Here is a 16478-nt window from a genome sequence, read left to right on the forward strand (position 1 = left end):
TTTGAACTCCTAATTAATTATAATTTTATCGTAAAAATAACAATATGTATTTTAATTTAAAAACTCCTACCTAAAAATAATTTCAGGTAGGAGCAAATTTTAAAGTAATTTTTTAGACTATTTTTTTAGTTTTTAATAACTAATTAAGAATTAGAAGAAACTACTGGTTTAGCAGAATCTGCGGGTTTTGAAACATTTACAGGAGCTACTGGTTTAGCAGAATCTGCGGGTTTTGAAACATTTACAGGAGCTACTGGTTTAGCAGAATCTGCTGGTTTTGCAATATTTACAGGTGTTTCTGGTTCAACAGGTGCTTCTGGTTCAACATTATTTTCTATTATTTGGTAGGTTACCTCAATTTGGTCATCAATAAATAATTTTTCAGAACTATCTTTAACCTTAATTATCGACTTTCCTTCACTATAATCAGGTGAAATTACTAACTCGTTGATATAATTTGCGATTTCAGGGTTTAATTTTGCTAAAGGCACTTTAACGGTTTCTCCATTATTGTCACCTTCGATTTCTTCAATTTTACCTAGATCGGTTTGTTTGATTAAGCTTGATAATTTAGGCAATTTTGAGTTAACGCTAAATTCTAATTTAACACTTGTTTTAGGAACCAGTAAAGTTGCATCATCTTTGGCTGCTACAATAGCACTTTTTGTTGTAATACCTTTTTGAACTACAATTTCGTTTTTGAATACTTCTAAACCTTTGTTTAATGCAACTAAACTATCTAGAATTTGTTGTTCAGTTGGAATAGATTTTTCAACTTCTATTGTTTCTAAATTTTTCACAATGATAATTTCATCAAGTTTTTTAGGCGCCTTTTTAGTTGTGAATGAAACTTCAACCACCCCATTAGCTACTAAATTTTTTGCATCTTTTTTTACCGACACAATCAATTTGTTTTCATCGCCTTTAAATTTAAATTCAACTTGATCTTTATATTTTACTAAATCAGGATTTTTTGCTAGTAGTGCTGTAGAAATTTCTTCTATAGTTGGTTTATCACCAGCTATTTGAACTTCTCCGATTGCAGCTACTTTAATTAAATCACTAAGATTTTTTTGAACATCTGCTTCGACTCTAACTTTATAGGTTAATGAAACTTGGCTATCAACGATAAAGTAACCTGATTTTTGAGTTGCTTTAAGAATGGCTCCATTTTCAGTAATTTTATCAAAGGCATAGTCTTCTTTTACGTCTAAACCATTGTTTAATACAGAGCTATAGTTTTTAGCCTTTATAGCACCAACTAATTCTTCACTTGTTGGAAGTTTATCTTTTATTGATATTTCTCCTAAATCAAGAGTTTTAACCAAATCGATAAGGCTTTTCTTTTTATATTCTACGACACTAATATTTAAAGCAGCAACTTTTCCGCTAACGGTTTTTGAAGCCGCCTTTGCAGCTATGTCAACTGTAAATTTTTTATCTGCATTATTGGTCTTAAAGTTACTTAAAGTAACTTCATTAGGATTAATTCCTTCCAAACCACTTATTGAGTTGATATTTGCATTCACGCTTTCAATTGTTAGAGTTTTACTGTCTTTTGCTTCAAATTCTGCTGATTTTAATTTATCAAGTTTTATTATTCCCTTGGTGGTATCTTCGCAAGCAACAACAGCGCTACCAACTGAAGCTGTTACTCCCAAGGATGCTAAAATACTAAGTAATTTTTTCATACTTCCCTCTTTTCCAAGGATGTCGTTTCTAAAATCTTCTAGTCCTAAAAGGATTATAGTCCTTAATTTTAAAAAGTGGGGAAAAACAAAAAATTTCAAAAAAAAATGAAGTTTTTAAACTTCATTTTTAAGAAAAGTAAGTACTAAGCTTCTTGTCCGCTTTCTTGGTCTTCTCCACCAGTTGCTTTAACTGTGAAAGTTACAGTAACATTACCTTCGATAGTTTCATCATCAGCTTTAGCTGTAATAGTTGCTGATGCTCCTGCTGTAATAACAACATCTACTAAAGCATGCATGTCAGCTGTAAAGCCTGCGTTTAATGCAGTTACTTTTGCTAATAAAACATCTTTAGTTGGTTCTTCATCGAATTCTCCTAAAGCAAGTGTTGTAATTAAAGTTGCGATGTCAGTTTTTTCAGTAACTTCTTCTTTAATTTCTGTTAATAAAACATTTAAAGTAATTTCTTTAGTTGCTTCACCATCAACGATAGTTAAAACAACTGCAAAAGTTCCTTCTCCAGCTTCTGCTTTAATTTCAACAGCTACTTTTTCAGTTGCTAATGCAACTACTGCAGCTTCAGCAGCAGCTTGATCTGCAAATGGTTCAGTTTTTGAAGATGCAGTTAAAGCGTTAATTGCTTCTTTAACTGTATCCATTTCACTTTTTTCATTGTCAACGTTACCACAAGCAACAACAGCTGATCCAGCAGATGCAGTTAAACCGAATGCTGCTAATAATCCTAATAATTTTTTCATTCTCTATTCTCCTTATAAATATTTTCTTGTATATATTTAATTTCTTTAAATCTTTTAAAATATACAATAATAATTATTGGTAATATATACCAAAATTATTATAACAAAATAACACAGATAAGTTTAATTTTTTTGAAAATAATTAGTGAAAAGTTTTGATTTTTTCCAAGCGCGATGGTTTTTGAGCAATTACACTAAATACTAACGCTAAAATAGCTAAAATAATTAGTACTCCAACTACTATCACAATCATTAAATTAGTGATAAGAACAAAGGCAAAAATCATGGTAATGATAAATCCAATTAACAACGAATAAAGTCCGCGACCTAAAACGTGATCAAAAATCATTGCTAAATTATTGTGACGACCATTAATTAATGTTAAAGTGTTTTTCTTAGTTTTTGACATGATAGCCAATCCAACACCTAAAAGAATCTCGTTAATTAAAAAGCCAGTGAAGTAAATATATCAATACTCTGGGATAAATAGCATAACCATGGCCCCGGTTATTAAAACCACTAATCCTGTAACTACTAAAGCATAGGAAATGATATTTCATTTTAATATTTTATTTTCACTGATTTTTAAATTAACCACAATTAAAGCTCCAACTTTGCGAATTAAAAATCCACAAACTAGTAGTCCAACTACAATTAATTCACTCAATGGTCAATGCATGTTTTTAGCTAAAATATAAATAAAAGCAATGGCAGTATAAGTGAAAGCTTCCCCTAATGCGTAAAAGAAACTATTTGAGAAAATAAATAAGAAGTACTTTTTATGAGCTTTTAAATTAGCCATATCATCGGGTTGAGTGTAGAATGTCACCTCTTCGATTTGGGTTTTGCGGTTAAAATTAATTAAACAAGTTAATAGCAATCCAATAGTTGAAAATAAACCAATTAAACTATAGAACATGATTTTTTCATCCTTAATAAATAAAAATAAAATATAAGGTATCGGTATCATTATTAAACTAAAGATAATTTGTATTAATTCAAAACGATATTTTTTGTTAAAGTTTTTTCCATGACTTCTTAAAATCTCCATTGTAAAAGGTACAATCCCTGCCACAAATGATCCCGTAAAAAATAATAGTAGTGCCAAAGTTGGAACAAAGTTGTTAACCCCTTTTTGTAGCCCTCAAGTAATTAATAAAGTTAACATCAAAAATAGTCCAATACTGGTGATTTTGATTGTACTATGGTTTCCAATAACCGCTTTAAGTTTTCTTCACATTGGGGTGAATAAAAACATTCCCAAAGGTATTAATAAGATTAAACTTAACCCCTTAACCCCAACTAAATGGTAAATAAAGAATGGTAAAAAACTAAAGACCACTGCGACCAGACCGGTTTCGATCCCAAAAGTTAATTTTCAAGTCCGAACTGAATTTGGTGATAAATCCTTAATATTATTTTTGTTATATTTGTTAAATGCTATTTTATCTTTACTACTATTTAAAAAATCCTTGTTGAAGACAAACGGCATACGAATTTTTAAATTAGCAAATAGTTCTCAAATTAATGGAGTTATTAGAATTGGTAAAATTAGATAGGCTGTAAATAAGACATCATTTCTTATAACTCGACTTAAATATAATACTTTTGCTTTTTCTCAGCTTTGAGTAATTGCTAGCTCAAAAAGCATGTTGCTAGCCTCTAATAGGCACGATAAAATTGGGGCAATAATTAAAATTATTCATCAATGTTTGACAATTTGTTTGCGCATTAAAAATACAACCAACCAAATGATATTCAAACTGATTCAATATGGAATAAAAAAGATTGCCGAAAAAGTTGAAATTACCTTTAGTAATCCTAAAATATTTGTAAAGAGTGCTGATAGTGAAGTTGATAAAAATGTTGTTATTAAAATAACCATGAAAAAACCAATTTCTAGTTCATATAAAAATTGGGTTAGCATGTCAATTGTGATGGTAAATGCTAGTAAAATTCCGATTAGTGCTAGGGAATAACTTGTTGCCAGTCGTTTTGGTGGATTATTCATGTTTTTAATACCCATCCTTAATATTTGATTGATTCATTATATTAGTTCCTTTCATATTATATTAAAATGAAAGTCACCAATAAAAGTTGCATTGACTTTTAAAAAGAAAATTAATCATAATAAAAGCCCTCCTTAAAATTATTCTAACATATTATCATTTCATAATTTATTAAAATTAAAACAAAAAAATAAGCCTGGGCTTATTTTTAAACTATTATAACAAACTAGACAATTTTCTTTTTTAATGACTTAAATGGACTTTATCTTCCAAGATCATGAAATTATTTAAAATATAAAAAACCAGAACAGCAACAGTTCTGGTTTTGATTAATATTTAATTTTAATATTGGTTAATAATATGTTTTTGTAAGAATAATTAAATTATTCTCCTCCACCATCAACATCAGCTGCAGCAACAGTGATTTCAAATTCACCTTTGATTAATTTTGAGTCTTTTTTAGCTTCAACTTTAATTTTTCCTTCTGCTTTAGTGTCTCCTGTAATTGTGTAATCAGTGTCTTTTTTAGCATCTTTTGCTAATTTAGCAATTTCAGTTTGAACTTTTTCTTCAATACCTTCATCTCCAACTTTTACACCGTCAATTACAATACCAGTAATGTCAACTAAAACTGCTTTTTCAGTAAATGAAACTTTAACTTTTGATTCAAAAGTAGTAGCTTCTCCATCTTTTGCTGTTTTAACCACAGCTTCTTCAACACCTTCAACAGCTTTTACTGCTTCAACAGCTGCTTTTTCTGAAAGAGTTTGTTTTTCTTCTTTTGGCCCTTCTGCTTTTACATCTAATTTAGCAATTGCAGCTTCAACATCAGCTTGTTTAGCGTCTGCTTTTAAAGTAACTGTTAATACTACCTCAACAGCATCAACTTTATTTTCATCTGTTTTTGGGTCACCACAAGCAACAACAGCTGATCCAGCAGATGCAGTTAAACCGAATGCTGCTAATAATCCTAATAATTTTTTCATATTATTTGTCTCTCCTTTTTTCTGTTTTTTTTGTCTTATTTTTTAGTTGGTAATTTTCATTACCTTTACATATTATATTACAAAAAAAGTCAAAATTACTTTAAATTTAACATTTTTAAGTTGTTTTTTAGAAAAAATAAAAAAACCGAAACAGCAACAGTTTCGGTTTTTGGTAAATACTTGATTTTTATGTTTTTAATAAATTAATAGTAACTAAATAGTTTTACTTATTCAGCTGCAGCAACAGTAATTTCAAATGAACCAGTGATTAATTTTGAATCTTTTGTAGCTTCAACTTTAATTGTTCCTTCTGCTTCAGTGTTTCCTGTAATTGTGTAATCAGTGTCTTTTTTAGCATCTTTTGCTAATTTAGCAATTTCAGTTTGAACTTTTGCTTCGATATCTTCATCTCCAACTTTTACATCTTCAATTTTGATATCTTTAATATCTACTTTTTGAGCTGGTAATGCTTTTTCAGTAAATTTAACTGTTACTTCCATGTCAAATGCAGGAGTATTTTCTCTTGAAGCTGGTAATTCAACTTTTGGAGCTGCTACTGCTAAATCTTTAGTTGAAGCATCATTATTAATTTTATCTGCTGCTGCAAGTTGAGATAAAGTTACTTTAGCCTCTTTTGGTCCTTCAGCAGTAAATGATAATGCATTAATTGCTTTTTCAATATCTTCTTTTTTATCTTCACCTTTTGGTGAGATTGTTAACATTACTTTTACGTCTTCTGCTTTTGATGTGTCACCACAAGCAACAACAGCTGATCCAGCAGATGCAGTTAAACCGAATGCTGCTAATAATCCTAATAATTTTTTCATATTTATTGTTTCCTATTTCTTTCTTTTGTTTATTGATACGCGGTAATTTTTAATTACCTTTAGATATTATATTACAAAAAAGTTGTAAATTCACATTTAATTTATATTTTTATGTGTTTTTGAAAAAAACAGAAAAAAAACAAAACAGTTGCTGTTTTGGTTTTTGATTTTTATTTAATTTTAGTATTTTTTAATAACTAAACTGTTTCTTCAGTGTCTTCTTCAAGAGTGAATGAAACTTTTCCTTCACCTTTAACTAATTTTGCACCTTCAACAGCTTTTACTGTAGCTTCTGTATCAGTAGCTCCGCTAACTGAAATTTCTTTCAATTCGTCATCAGTAAATAATTGTGCAGCTTTTAAAGCAGCTTTAATTGTAGCTTCTTCGTTATCTGCTAATTCACCTAATTGAGCAGTTTCAACTGTTAAAACTGATAAATCTTTAACTAAAGCTTTTTCAGTAAATTTAACAGTTACTGTCATGTTAAATGCTGGTGTGTTTTCTTTGCTTGTTGACTCTCCAACTTTTGGAGCTGCCATAGCCATTTTGCTAATTGTTTCGTCAGTATTAATAGCCATTATAGCTGCTGCTAATGACAATTCATCTTTAACTTCTTTTGGTCCTTCAGCTGTAATTGATAATCCATTGATTGCTTTTTCAATATCGTCTTTGCTGTCTTCACCAAGTGGTGTAATTGTTAATTCAACTTTTACGTTTTCTGCTTTTGAGTTATCTCCACAAGCAACAACAGCTGATCCAGCAGATGCAGTTAGACCGAATGCTGCTAATAATCCTAATAATTTTTTCATATTAATTATTTCCCATTTCTTTCTTCTATTTATTGTTAAAAGGTAATTTTAATTACAAATGGTAATTTTAATTACCATTTGTAATTATAATACAAAATAACTTAGAAATACAAGAAATATATTATTTCTAACTGCATTGTCAATAAAATTCAAGCATTCGGATTTATCCTAACCCCTTTTCAACTTATTTTAAAAACGTTTATTTTAATATTAACTTTAACCAGGATTCCTTGACTTGCCAGAAGTTTAATAACTTAACTAGAAAATTTCATCTAAAATTATTTGATAAAAAAACCTAAAATAACAGCATCTGTTATTTTAGGTTTACTAATTAAATTATTCTTCTATTACTGGTGGATCAACTGGACAAGTTGAAAATTTAACCTCGATTTTTCCTTCGACTAGTTTAGCATTCTTTTTAACTGATAAAGTTGCAGTTGAAGCTTCAATATCTGTTACAAGAATTTCTTTTATTTCATCATCTGAGAGTCCAAAAGCTGTTTTTGCTGCCATTAAAATAGTCAAGGCTTTATTATCTTTAATACTTCCCAAATCACTTTTTTCAGTAAAGGATGCTAAATCAGTTTTCTTATCAACTGGTTTGTCTCCACAAGCAACAACAGCTGATCCTGCAGATGCAGTTAGACCGAATGCTGCTAGTAATCCTAATAATTTTTTCATATGTTTCTCCTTTAAAATATTTAATAGCATTTATCTTAATAAATCTATCTTTATTATAATAACACTAATATTTAATAATTTATTCTATTTTATAAGATATTTTTAATAATTATTAAAAAATTATAGGAAATAAAAAATCAAAACTATTAAGTTTTGATTTTGAAATATTTTAATAATACAAAAATATTATTATTCTTGTCCTTCTGGTTCTGGTTCTGGTTGAGGTTCTGGTTGAGGTTCTGGATCTACAGTTCCACTTTCTTTAACAGTGAATGAAACTTTTCCTTCACCTTGAACTAATTTAGAATTTTTAGTTGCTTTAACAGTTGCAACACCATCTTTAACATCAGTTACTTCGATTTCTTTTAAGTAATCTTCTGAGAAGTAAGCAAAAGGAATAATTTCTTTAAATAATTTATCAATTTGAGCTTTAATAGTTTCAGGTTTAGCATCAGCTAATTCTCCTAAATCAAAATTATCAGCAGTAAACATTTTTAAATCAAATTTACCGATTGTGTATTTAGCAGTCACAGTTACATCAAATTCACCGTCTTCTAATTTATATTCAGTATCTTCAATTTCAAAATATTCTAATAGCGCATCAAGCTCTTTATTTGATTCTAATTTATCATCTACAAAACCTTCAACAGCAACTTGGTTGTGCTTGTCTTCTTTTAATTTTGGAATTTCAAATTCCATTTTAGTTTCTTTGATAATTTTTTCAATTTTGTCTTTATCTTCAGCATTTTTTGGCTTATAAGTTACTCTAACGTCAGCAGTCGCTTGTTTTACAGTATCTCCACCACAAGCGACAACAGCTGATCCAGCAGATGCAGTTAAACTGAATGCTGCAAGCAATCCTAATAATTTTTTCATGTGTCTCTCCTTTATTTATTTAATAGCATTTACTTTCGTAAATCTACCTTTAATATAATAACACTAATATTTAATAAAAATAAATTATTTTTAAAATATTTCCAATAAATATTAAAATATTCAAAAAAAAGGAAAAAAATCAACCTTTTTAGAAACAAAATGAGTTTCTTTGAGGTTGACTATTTTATTTATTAATTTATTCCATTAATCCCGCTTCATAAAGATTTTTAAAATGACCAGCTTGAGATTTTAGTTGATTGAAAGTACCAGTTTGGACTATTCCTGCCCCATCAGGGCCTAAAACAACGATTTGGTCAGCATTCTTAATTGTACTTAAACGGTGAGCGATTGACACTGTGGTGCGCCCTTTCATTAATGATTCTAATTTTTCTTGAATTTCTTTTTCAACAATATTATCTAAAGCACTTGTAGCTTCATCAAGAATTAAAATTGTAGGATCTTTTAAGAACATTCTAGCGATAACTAAACGTTGCTTTTGTCCCCCAGATAATAAGAATCCACGTTCCCCCAAAATAGTATTATAACCATCTGGTCAAGTTTGGATTAGTTCGTGTAATTCAGCTTTTTTACAGGCCTCAATAACTTGTTCATTGGTTGCTTCAAAAGCTCCATACTTGATATTTTCATAGACATCTCCAAATAAAATTTGAGGCTCTTGTTCAACATAACCAACATGACTTAAATAACTTGAAAGATTAACGTCTTTTAAATTAACATTTTCGTTAATAATAATTTTACCCTCAGTTGGATCATAGAAACGTAATAATAGTCTTGAAATTGTTGATTTACCACTTCCAGTAGCCCCTACAAAGGCATAACTTTTTCCCTCTTTAAAAGTAAAGTCAAATTTTGGTAATACAGTTTTTGTTGGTTTTTCTGGATAAGCAAAACGGATTCCTTCAAATTTAATATCTCCAGTTATTTTTTCAATAATTTGACCATCAAAGTAATGAGGTTCCATTATTGATGGGGATTGTAAAGTTTTATCAATTCTTTGAGCCGCTACTGTTGCCATTGCTAATCCAAAGGCACAGTTCATAATATTAAATAAGGGTCCAATAATCATTCCTTGTGCTAATGTGAAAGAAGCAAAAGTTTGAGAAAAGAATGTTTTAACAACCTCAGGATTATTGTTATTCCCAAATAATAGCATCGCTGAAATAATTGTTGCAAATTGCAACAGTGATACTCCTCCAAATAAAATCGTTAACATTAAGGCTTGCATTTTCCCTACAGGACGACTTCTTTTATAATATTCTTCATGAACATTTTTGAATCGTTCAGTTTCGTAGTTTTCAGTTCCCGAAGATTTAATCAAACGTACAGTCACAATTCTATCAGTAACATTACCGTTAATCTCTGTTAATACTTGACGAACTTTGTAATATCTTTTTGTAGTGATCACAAAGCAAAGTCCCATCGAAATTAAGATAATCATAAATGTGGTGAAAGCTACTAAAGCAATCTGTCATTGGAAAATAAACATCATTGATAGTGACGCTAAAATTTGGAAGAAAGAAATTCCTACTTGCATTGGAATGTTAACCGCTCAATCACCAAATAGTTGAGAGTCAGAAACAACATTAGTTAAGATTTCTCCAATTTTTTTATCTGAGTAGTAAGAAATGTCTTGACGAACTAAACGTTCTAAACAACGATTTCTTAAATCAATTTCAATTTTTTTACCCATCAAATAACCAAGATAGTTAAAAGTAAAAGATGCAATTGAATTGGTAATTACAACTCCAATTCCAACATAAATTAATTTATCTCATGGTACTCCTCAATACATCGAGGTTTTTTCACTAATTCCTTTTTCAACCAAAATCGAAGTTGTCATTTGATTTGTTAGAAGCGGAATCATAATTTGACAACTAACAATGATAATCATTAATAGAAGCATACGAATTGTTATTTTTCATTCTCTTGCATAATAACCAACTATCATTTTAAAAAACATACCGTTTTTTGGCTGAGTTGGGTGGTTTTTATTTTTTTTCAAATTTCTTCACCTTTTCTATCTAAGAAAGTTTCTAAAAAAGATTATACCTAAAAAATGACCATCTTGATAAAAAATTAAAATTTTCTTTTTTTAAGAATTTTATCAATACGTTTATTCATTTTTTCGTGGATATGAGCTCTTTCGAACTTTCTATTAACACGATGTGCAAAAATCGACTCTGTTTGTTCTGAGGAATTTGGCGCTGTTGTGTTTTTATTTTTAGTTTTTATTTCCTTTATTGGTTTTTCTTTAATTTTTTTCTCTTTAACTGGTTTTTCTTTAATCTTTTTAACTTTTTCTGGTTTTTCAACTTTAATTTCATCAACAACTTCAATTCCTAAAGCTGGATCAAATTGAAATTCAGGTACAAGATTTTCTTCTAAAGTTTTTTCTCCCCCTTGCTCACCATCTTTTGATTCAAGATTATCAATTGGAGTTGGTGGTACGTCATCTAGTTCTTCAATGTCAAAATCTTCATCCACAATTAATGTTTCTAAAATCGTTAAGTCTTCAATTTTCTCAACTTTTCTTGATAACTGTTGACTGGTTTTAAGTGTGTTACAAGTAATATGAATGGGCTGTCAATTTTTATAGTGAAATTCTCCACCTAATTCTAGTAAAACAATGAAACCAATTTCTCAACTTAAGTCATTGGTTAAATCATATGCCTCATAAAAATTCATTGTTTTACTACATCAAGGACAATCTAGTTGCATTGGAAAAATCGGACCTGCAAGTCCTAATTTTGTCGCATAATTAATTCATAATTTTTGCAATTCAATTTTTTTAAATTCCATAGTTACCTCCAGTAAAAAGCTGTTTTAAATAGGAAAAAACAGTCTTTCGACTGTTTGTGAACTGGCACCGTGCTATTTTGCACTTTCGTACTATCGTCGCCGCAATAGAGCTTAACTTCTGTGTTCGGCATGGGAACAGGTGTGACCTCTACGCTATGGGCACCAGATCGGTTTTTTTGAAACAATAATATCCTTTAATCGAAATTGAAGGTGATTATTCTTTCAAAACTGAACATTAGATTTAACATAAATTTGCAACTTTTTAGATTTTTCTTGATTCTAAAAAGACTCTCGATCTATTAGTACTGGTAAGCTAAACACGTCACCGTGCGTACACACCCAGCCTATCAACCATGTGGTCTACATGGGATCTTACTTGCTAAACAATGGGAAAACTCATCTTGAAGGAGGCTTCTCGCTTAGATGCCTTCAGCGATTATCCGTTCCGCATATAGCTACCCTGCTATGCTCTTGGCAGAACAACAGGTGCACCAGGGATGCGTCCAACCCGGTCCTCTCGTACTAGGGTCAGCTCTTCTCAATTTTCCTACGCCCACAACAGATAGGGACCAAACTGTCTCACGACGTTCTGAACCCAGCTCGCGTACCGCTTTAATGGGCGAACAGCCCAACCCTTGGAACCGACTTCAGCTCCAGGATGCGATGAGCCGACATCGAGGTGCCAAACCTCCCCGTCGATGTGAACTCTTGGGGGAGATCAGCCTGTTATCCCCGGGGTAACTTTTATCCGTTGAGCGACGGCCCTTCCACACGGGACCGCCGGATCACTAAGTCCTGCTTTCGCATCTGTTCGACTTGTAAGTCTCGCAGTTAAGCATTCTTCTACCTTTGCGCTCTATGTATGATTTCCAACCATACTGAGAATACCTTTGAGCGCCTCCGTTACATTTTAGGAGGCGACCGCCCCAGTCAAACTACCCACCAGACACTGTCCCTGATCCGGATAACGGACCTAGGTTAGAACCTCAATGTAACAAGGGTGGTATTCCAAGGATGACTCCACAACCACTAGCGTGATTGCTTCATAGTCTCCCACCTATCCTCTACATGTTACACCAAGATTCAATATCAAGTTATAGTAAAGCTCCACGGGGTCTTTCCGTCTAGTTGCGGGTAACCAGCATCTTCACTGGTACTAAAATTTCACCGAGTCTGTAGCCGAGACAGCGAAGGGATCATTACGCCTTTCGTGCGGGTCAGAACTTACCTGACAAGGAATTTCGCTACCTTAGGACCGTTATAGTTACGGCCGCCGTTCACCGGGGCTTCAATTCATGGCTTCGTCGAAACTAACCACTCCTCTTAACCTTCCGGCACTGGGCAGGCGTCACCCCCTATACTTCGTCTTACGACTTTGCAGAGAGCTGTGTTTTTGCTAAACAGTTGCCCCTTCCTCTTCACTGCGGCTCACATAAAGTGAGCACCCCTTCTCGCGAACTTACGGGGTGATTTTGCAGAGTTCCTTAGCTACAGTTTTCTCGCTTGCCTTAGGATTCTCTCCTTGACCACGTGTGTTCGTTCTAGGTACAGGTACCATGTAGATTAGCGCTAGAAGCTTTTCTTGGAAGCATGGAGTCATGGACTTCGCTACTTGCCGAAGCGTTCACTCCCCATCACACTTCAGAGTTAAAGTACGCGGATTTGCCTACGTACACCCCTTTGTGCTTAGACCAGCATATCCAACAGCTGGCTTCCACTATCCTTCTCCGTCACTCCATCACTCTACATAGTAGTACAGGAATATCAACCTGTTGTCCATCGACTACGCCTTTCGGCCTCGCCTTAGGTCCTGACTAACCCTGGGTGGACGAACCTTGCCCAGGAAACCTTGGTCAAACGGCATGGGGGATTCTCACCCCCAAACGTTACTCATGCCGGCATAATCACTTCTAAGCGCTCCACCAGTCCTCACGGTCTGACTTCATCGCCCTTAGAACGCTCCCCTACCACTGACGCTTACGCGCCAATCCATAGTTTCGGTAGTATACTTAAGCCCCGGTACATTTTCGGCGCAGAATCACTCGACTAGTGAGCTGTTACGCACTCTTTAAATGATGGCTGCTTCTGAGCCAACATCCTAGCTGTCTGTGCAATTCCACATCCTTACACACTTAGTATACATTTAGGGACCTTAACTGATGATCTGGGCTGTTTCCCTCACGTGCATGGACCTTATCACCCATGTACTGACTGCCGAGTATGAAACAATGGCATTCGGAGTTTAATTGCATTCAGTACCCCTAGGTGGGGCCATCATACATTCAGTGCTCTACCTCCATTGTCCTAAACCTCGACGCTAGCCTTAAAGCTATATCGGGGAGAACTAGCTATCTCCGGGTTCGATTGGAATTTCACCGCTAGCCACAAGTCATCCACGGTCTTTTCAACGAACGTTGGTTCGGTCCTCCATTTGGTTTTACCCAAACTTCAACCTGCTCATGGCTAGATCACCCGGTTTCGTGTCTACGACATCGTACTAAACGCCCTATTAAGGCTCGCTTTCACTACGGCTCCACGGATTCCGCTTAACCTTGCACGATATCGTAACTCGCCGGCTCTTTCTACAAAAAGCACGCCATCACCCATTAACGGGCTCTGACTTCTTGTAAGCATATGGTTTCAGGAACTATTTCACTCCCCTCTCGGGGTACTTTTCACCTTTCCCTCACGGTACTGGTTCACTATCGGTAAAATGGTAGTATTTAGGCTTACCCAGTGGTCTGGGTAGATTCCGACAGGGTTTCACGTGCCCCGCCGTACTCAGGATACCTCTTCGAGACTAATGTATTTCGCATACGGGACTATCACCCTCTGCGGTGCTGCTTCCCAACAGCTTCTGCTATACATTAATTTTGTAACTCTAACTAAGGTCCTACAACCCCGGTCCGTAGACCGGTTTGGCCTGTTCCGCTTTCGCTCGCCGCTACTGACGGAATCTCATTCGATTTCTTTTCCTCTTGGTACTAAGATGTTTCAGTTCCCAAGGTTCCCTTCTCATGACCTATGAATTCAGTCATGGATAATACGAGATGAATCGTATTGGGTTTCCCCATTCGGATATCACCGGATCAAAGCTCACTTCCAGCTCCCCGATGCTTTTCGCAGGTAGTCACGTCCTTCTTCGGCTCCATTTTCCAAGGCATTCACCATATGCCCTTACTATACTTTTTAGAGAAAAACCTATTGCAAATTTATGATTTCAATTTTAGTTTTTTTAATAACAATTGATGTCTAATTTTTTATTTATATAAAACAAATAAGAAAATTGTATTTTTTCATCTAATATTCAGTTTTCAAAGAACAATTCTTTTTTCAAAGATTATCAATAATTTGTTGCCAAATTATTCAAATAATCTCTGAAAACTAAATAGAACATAAAGGATAGTCGAAGCTGTTAATACACTTAGTCACTTTCAGCTTCATTTACTTAATTCTCTCCATAGAAAGGAGGTGATCCATCCGCACGTTCCCGTACGGATACCTTGTTACGACTTCACCCTAATCGCTAATCCTACCTTGGTAGGCTCCCTCCTTACGGTTAGGACACCTGCTTCTGGTATTACCAACTCTCATGGTGTGACGGGCGGTGTGTACAAGACCCGAGAACGTATTCACCGCGGCGTTGCTGATCCGCGATTACTAGTGATTCCGGCTTCATGAAGTCGAGTTGCAGACTTCAATCCGAACTGAGATCGGCTTTTTGAGATTAGCTCCCCCTCGCGAGATTGCGACTCTTTGTACCGACCATTGTAGCACGTGTGTAGCCCAGGACATAAGGGGCATGATGATTTGACGTCATCCCCACCTTCCTCTAGCTTACACTAGCAGTCTCATTAGAGTCCTCAACTGAATGTTAGTAACTAATAATAGGGGTTGCGTTCGTTGCGGGACTTAACCCAACACCTCACGGCACGAACTGACGACAACCATGCACCACCTGTCTCAATGTTAACCTCCACTACATCTCTGTAGTTTTGCACTGGATGTCAAGCCCTGGTAAGGTTCTTCGCGTTGCTTCGAATTAAACCACATGCTCCACCACTTGTGCGGGTCCCCGTCAATTCCTTTGAGTTTCACTCTTGCGAGCATACTACTCAGGCGGAGTACTTAATGCGTTAGCTGCAGCACCGACATAATGCCGACACTTAGTACTCAACGTTTACGGCGTGGACTACTAGGGTATCTAATCCTATTTGCTCCCCACGCTTTCGTGCCTCAGCGTCAATAACAGGCCAGTAGATCGCCTACGCCACTGGTGTTCCTCCAAATATCTACGCATTTCACCGCTACACTTGGAATTCCATCTACCTCTCCTGTATTCTAGCAAAGCAGTTTTCAAGGCGAACCGGAGTTGAGCCCCGGGCTTTAACCTCAAACTTACTAAGCCGCCTACGCACCCTATACGCCCAATAAATCCGGATAACGCTTGCCACCTATGTATTACCGCGGCTGCTGGCACATAGTTAGCCGTGGCTTTCTGGTAGGGTACCGTCAGACTAAGAGCATTTCCTCTCCTAGTTATTCTTCTCCTACAACAGAGCTTTACGATCCGAAAACCTTCATCACTCACGCGGCATTGCTTCATCAGACTTTCGTCCATTGTGAAAAATTCCCTACTGCTGCCTCCCGTAGGAGTCTGGGCCGTATCTCAGTCCCAATGTGGCCGATCAACCTCTCAGTTCGGCTACGTATCATCGTCTAGGTGAGCCATTACCTCACCTACTAACTAATACGCCGCATCCTCATCTTTTAGCGGTCCAAACGGACCTTTCAACACCTTCTGATGCCATAGTGGTGTCATATGCGGTATTAGCAGTCGTTTCCAACTGTTATCCCCCTCTAAAAGGTAGATTAGACACGTGTTACTCACCCGTTCGCCACTGGGTGCAAGCACCCCGTTCGACTTGCATGTATTAGGCATGCCGCCAGCGTTCATCCTGAGCCAGGATCAAACTCTCATTTAAAAAAATGTGACTATATTTGATTCTGACTATCCTTTATTT

Annotated in this window: 10 protein-coding genes and 3 rRNA genes; all 13 read right to left on the reverse strand. The window is 34.8% G+C overall.

From position 1 onward, the window contains the following. Nucleotides 1–143: 143 nt before the first annotated feature. The 13 genes from SALLE_RS02875 to SALLE_RS02940 all read right to left on the reverse strand — a co-directional run bounded on the left by SALLE_RS02875 (nt 144) and on the right by SALLE_RS02940 (nt 16439). Nucleotides 144–1691 (reverse strand): lipoprotein, encoded by a 1548-nt coding sequence (locus SALLE_RS02875; RefSeq protein WP_115558135.1) that lies wholly within the window; start codon nt 1689–1691, stop codon nt 144–146. Between the two features lie 143 nt (nt 1692–1834). After that, nucleotides 1835–2446, reverse strand: a complete 612-nt coding sequence (locus tag SALLE_RS02880) for a lipoprotein (protein ID WP_115558136.1) — start codon at nt 2444–2446, stop codon at nt 1835–1837. Nucleotides 2447–2588: 142 nt separating this feature from the next. Then, a complete protein-coding gene (locus SALLE_RS02885) occupies nt 2589–4457 on the reverse strand; it encodes a hypothetical protein (protein WP_162807941.1) in 1869 nt (622 codons plus the stop codon). Between the two features lie 381 nt (nt 4458–4838). Continuing rightward, a complete protein-coding gene (locus tag SALLE_RS02895) occupies nt 4839–5441 on the reverse strand; it encodes a lipoprotein (protein ID WP_115558139.1) in 603 nt (200 codons plus the stop codon). A 227-nt stretch (nt 5442–5668) separates the two neighbouring features. Beyond that, nucleotides 5669–6268, reverse strand: coding sequence for a lipoprotein (locus tag SALLE_RS02900; RefSeq protein ID WP_115558140.1), 600 nt, complete (start codon nt 6266–6268; stop codon nt 5669–5671). Nucleotides 6269–6465: 197 nt separating this feature from the next. Further along, nucleotides 6466–7077, reverse strand: coding sequence for a lipoprotein (locus tag SALLE_RS02905; RefSeq protein ID WP_115558141.1), 612 nt, complete (start codon nt 7075–7077; stop codon nt 6466–6468). 336 nt (nt 7078–7413) lie between these two features. Continuing rightward, entirely contained in the window at nt 7414–7758 is a 345-nt protein-coding gene (locus SALLE_RS02910; protein ID WP_115558142.1) for a lipoprotein, read from the reverse strand. Nucleotides 7759–7947: 189 nt separating this feature from the next. Then, entirely contained in the window at nt 7948–8634 is a 687-nt protein-coding gene (locus SALLE_RS02915) for a lipoprotein (protein WP_115558143.1), read from the reverse strand. Nucleotides 8635–8830: 196 nt separating this feature from the next. Then, the gene (locus SALLE_RS02920) at nt 8831–10657 is read right to left on the reverse strand and encodes an ABC transporter ATP-binding protein (RefSeq protein ID WP_245886022.1); all 1827 of its coding nucleotides are present in this window, start codon (nt 10655–10657) and stop codon (nt 8831–8833) included. Between the two features lie 74 nt (nt 10658–10731). Then, complete coding sequence (locus SALLE_RS05950; protein ID WP_162807942.1) at nt 10732–11454, reverse strand: hypothetical protein; 723 nt, start codon at nt 11452–11454, stop codon at nt 10732–10734. Between the two features lie 59 nt (nt 11455–11513). Next, nucleotides 11514–11621 (reverse strand): 5S ribosomal RNA (gene rrf / locus SALLE_RS02930). A gap of 111 nt (nt 11622–11732) precedes the next feature. Continuing rightward, nucleotides 11733–14646: ribosomal RNA gene (locus tag SALLE_RS02935) — 23S ribosomal RNA — on the reverse strand. A gap of 272 nt (nt 14647–14918) precedes the next feature. After that, nucleotides 14919–16439, reverse strand: a 16S ribosomal RNA gene (locus tag SALLE_RS02940). The 16S, 23S and 5S rRNA genes sit together here, the layout of an rRNA operon. Between the last annotated feature and the right edge of the window lie 39 nt (nt 16440–16478).

Source organism: Spiroplasma alleghenense, from assembly GCF_003363775.1.
Classification (GTDB): Bacteria; Bacillota_I; Bacilli_A; order Mycoplasmatales; family Mycoplasmataceae; genus Spiroplasma_B; species Spiroplasma_B alleghenense.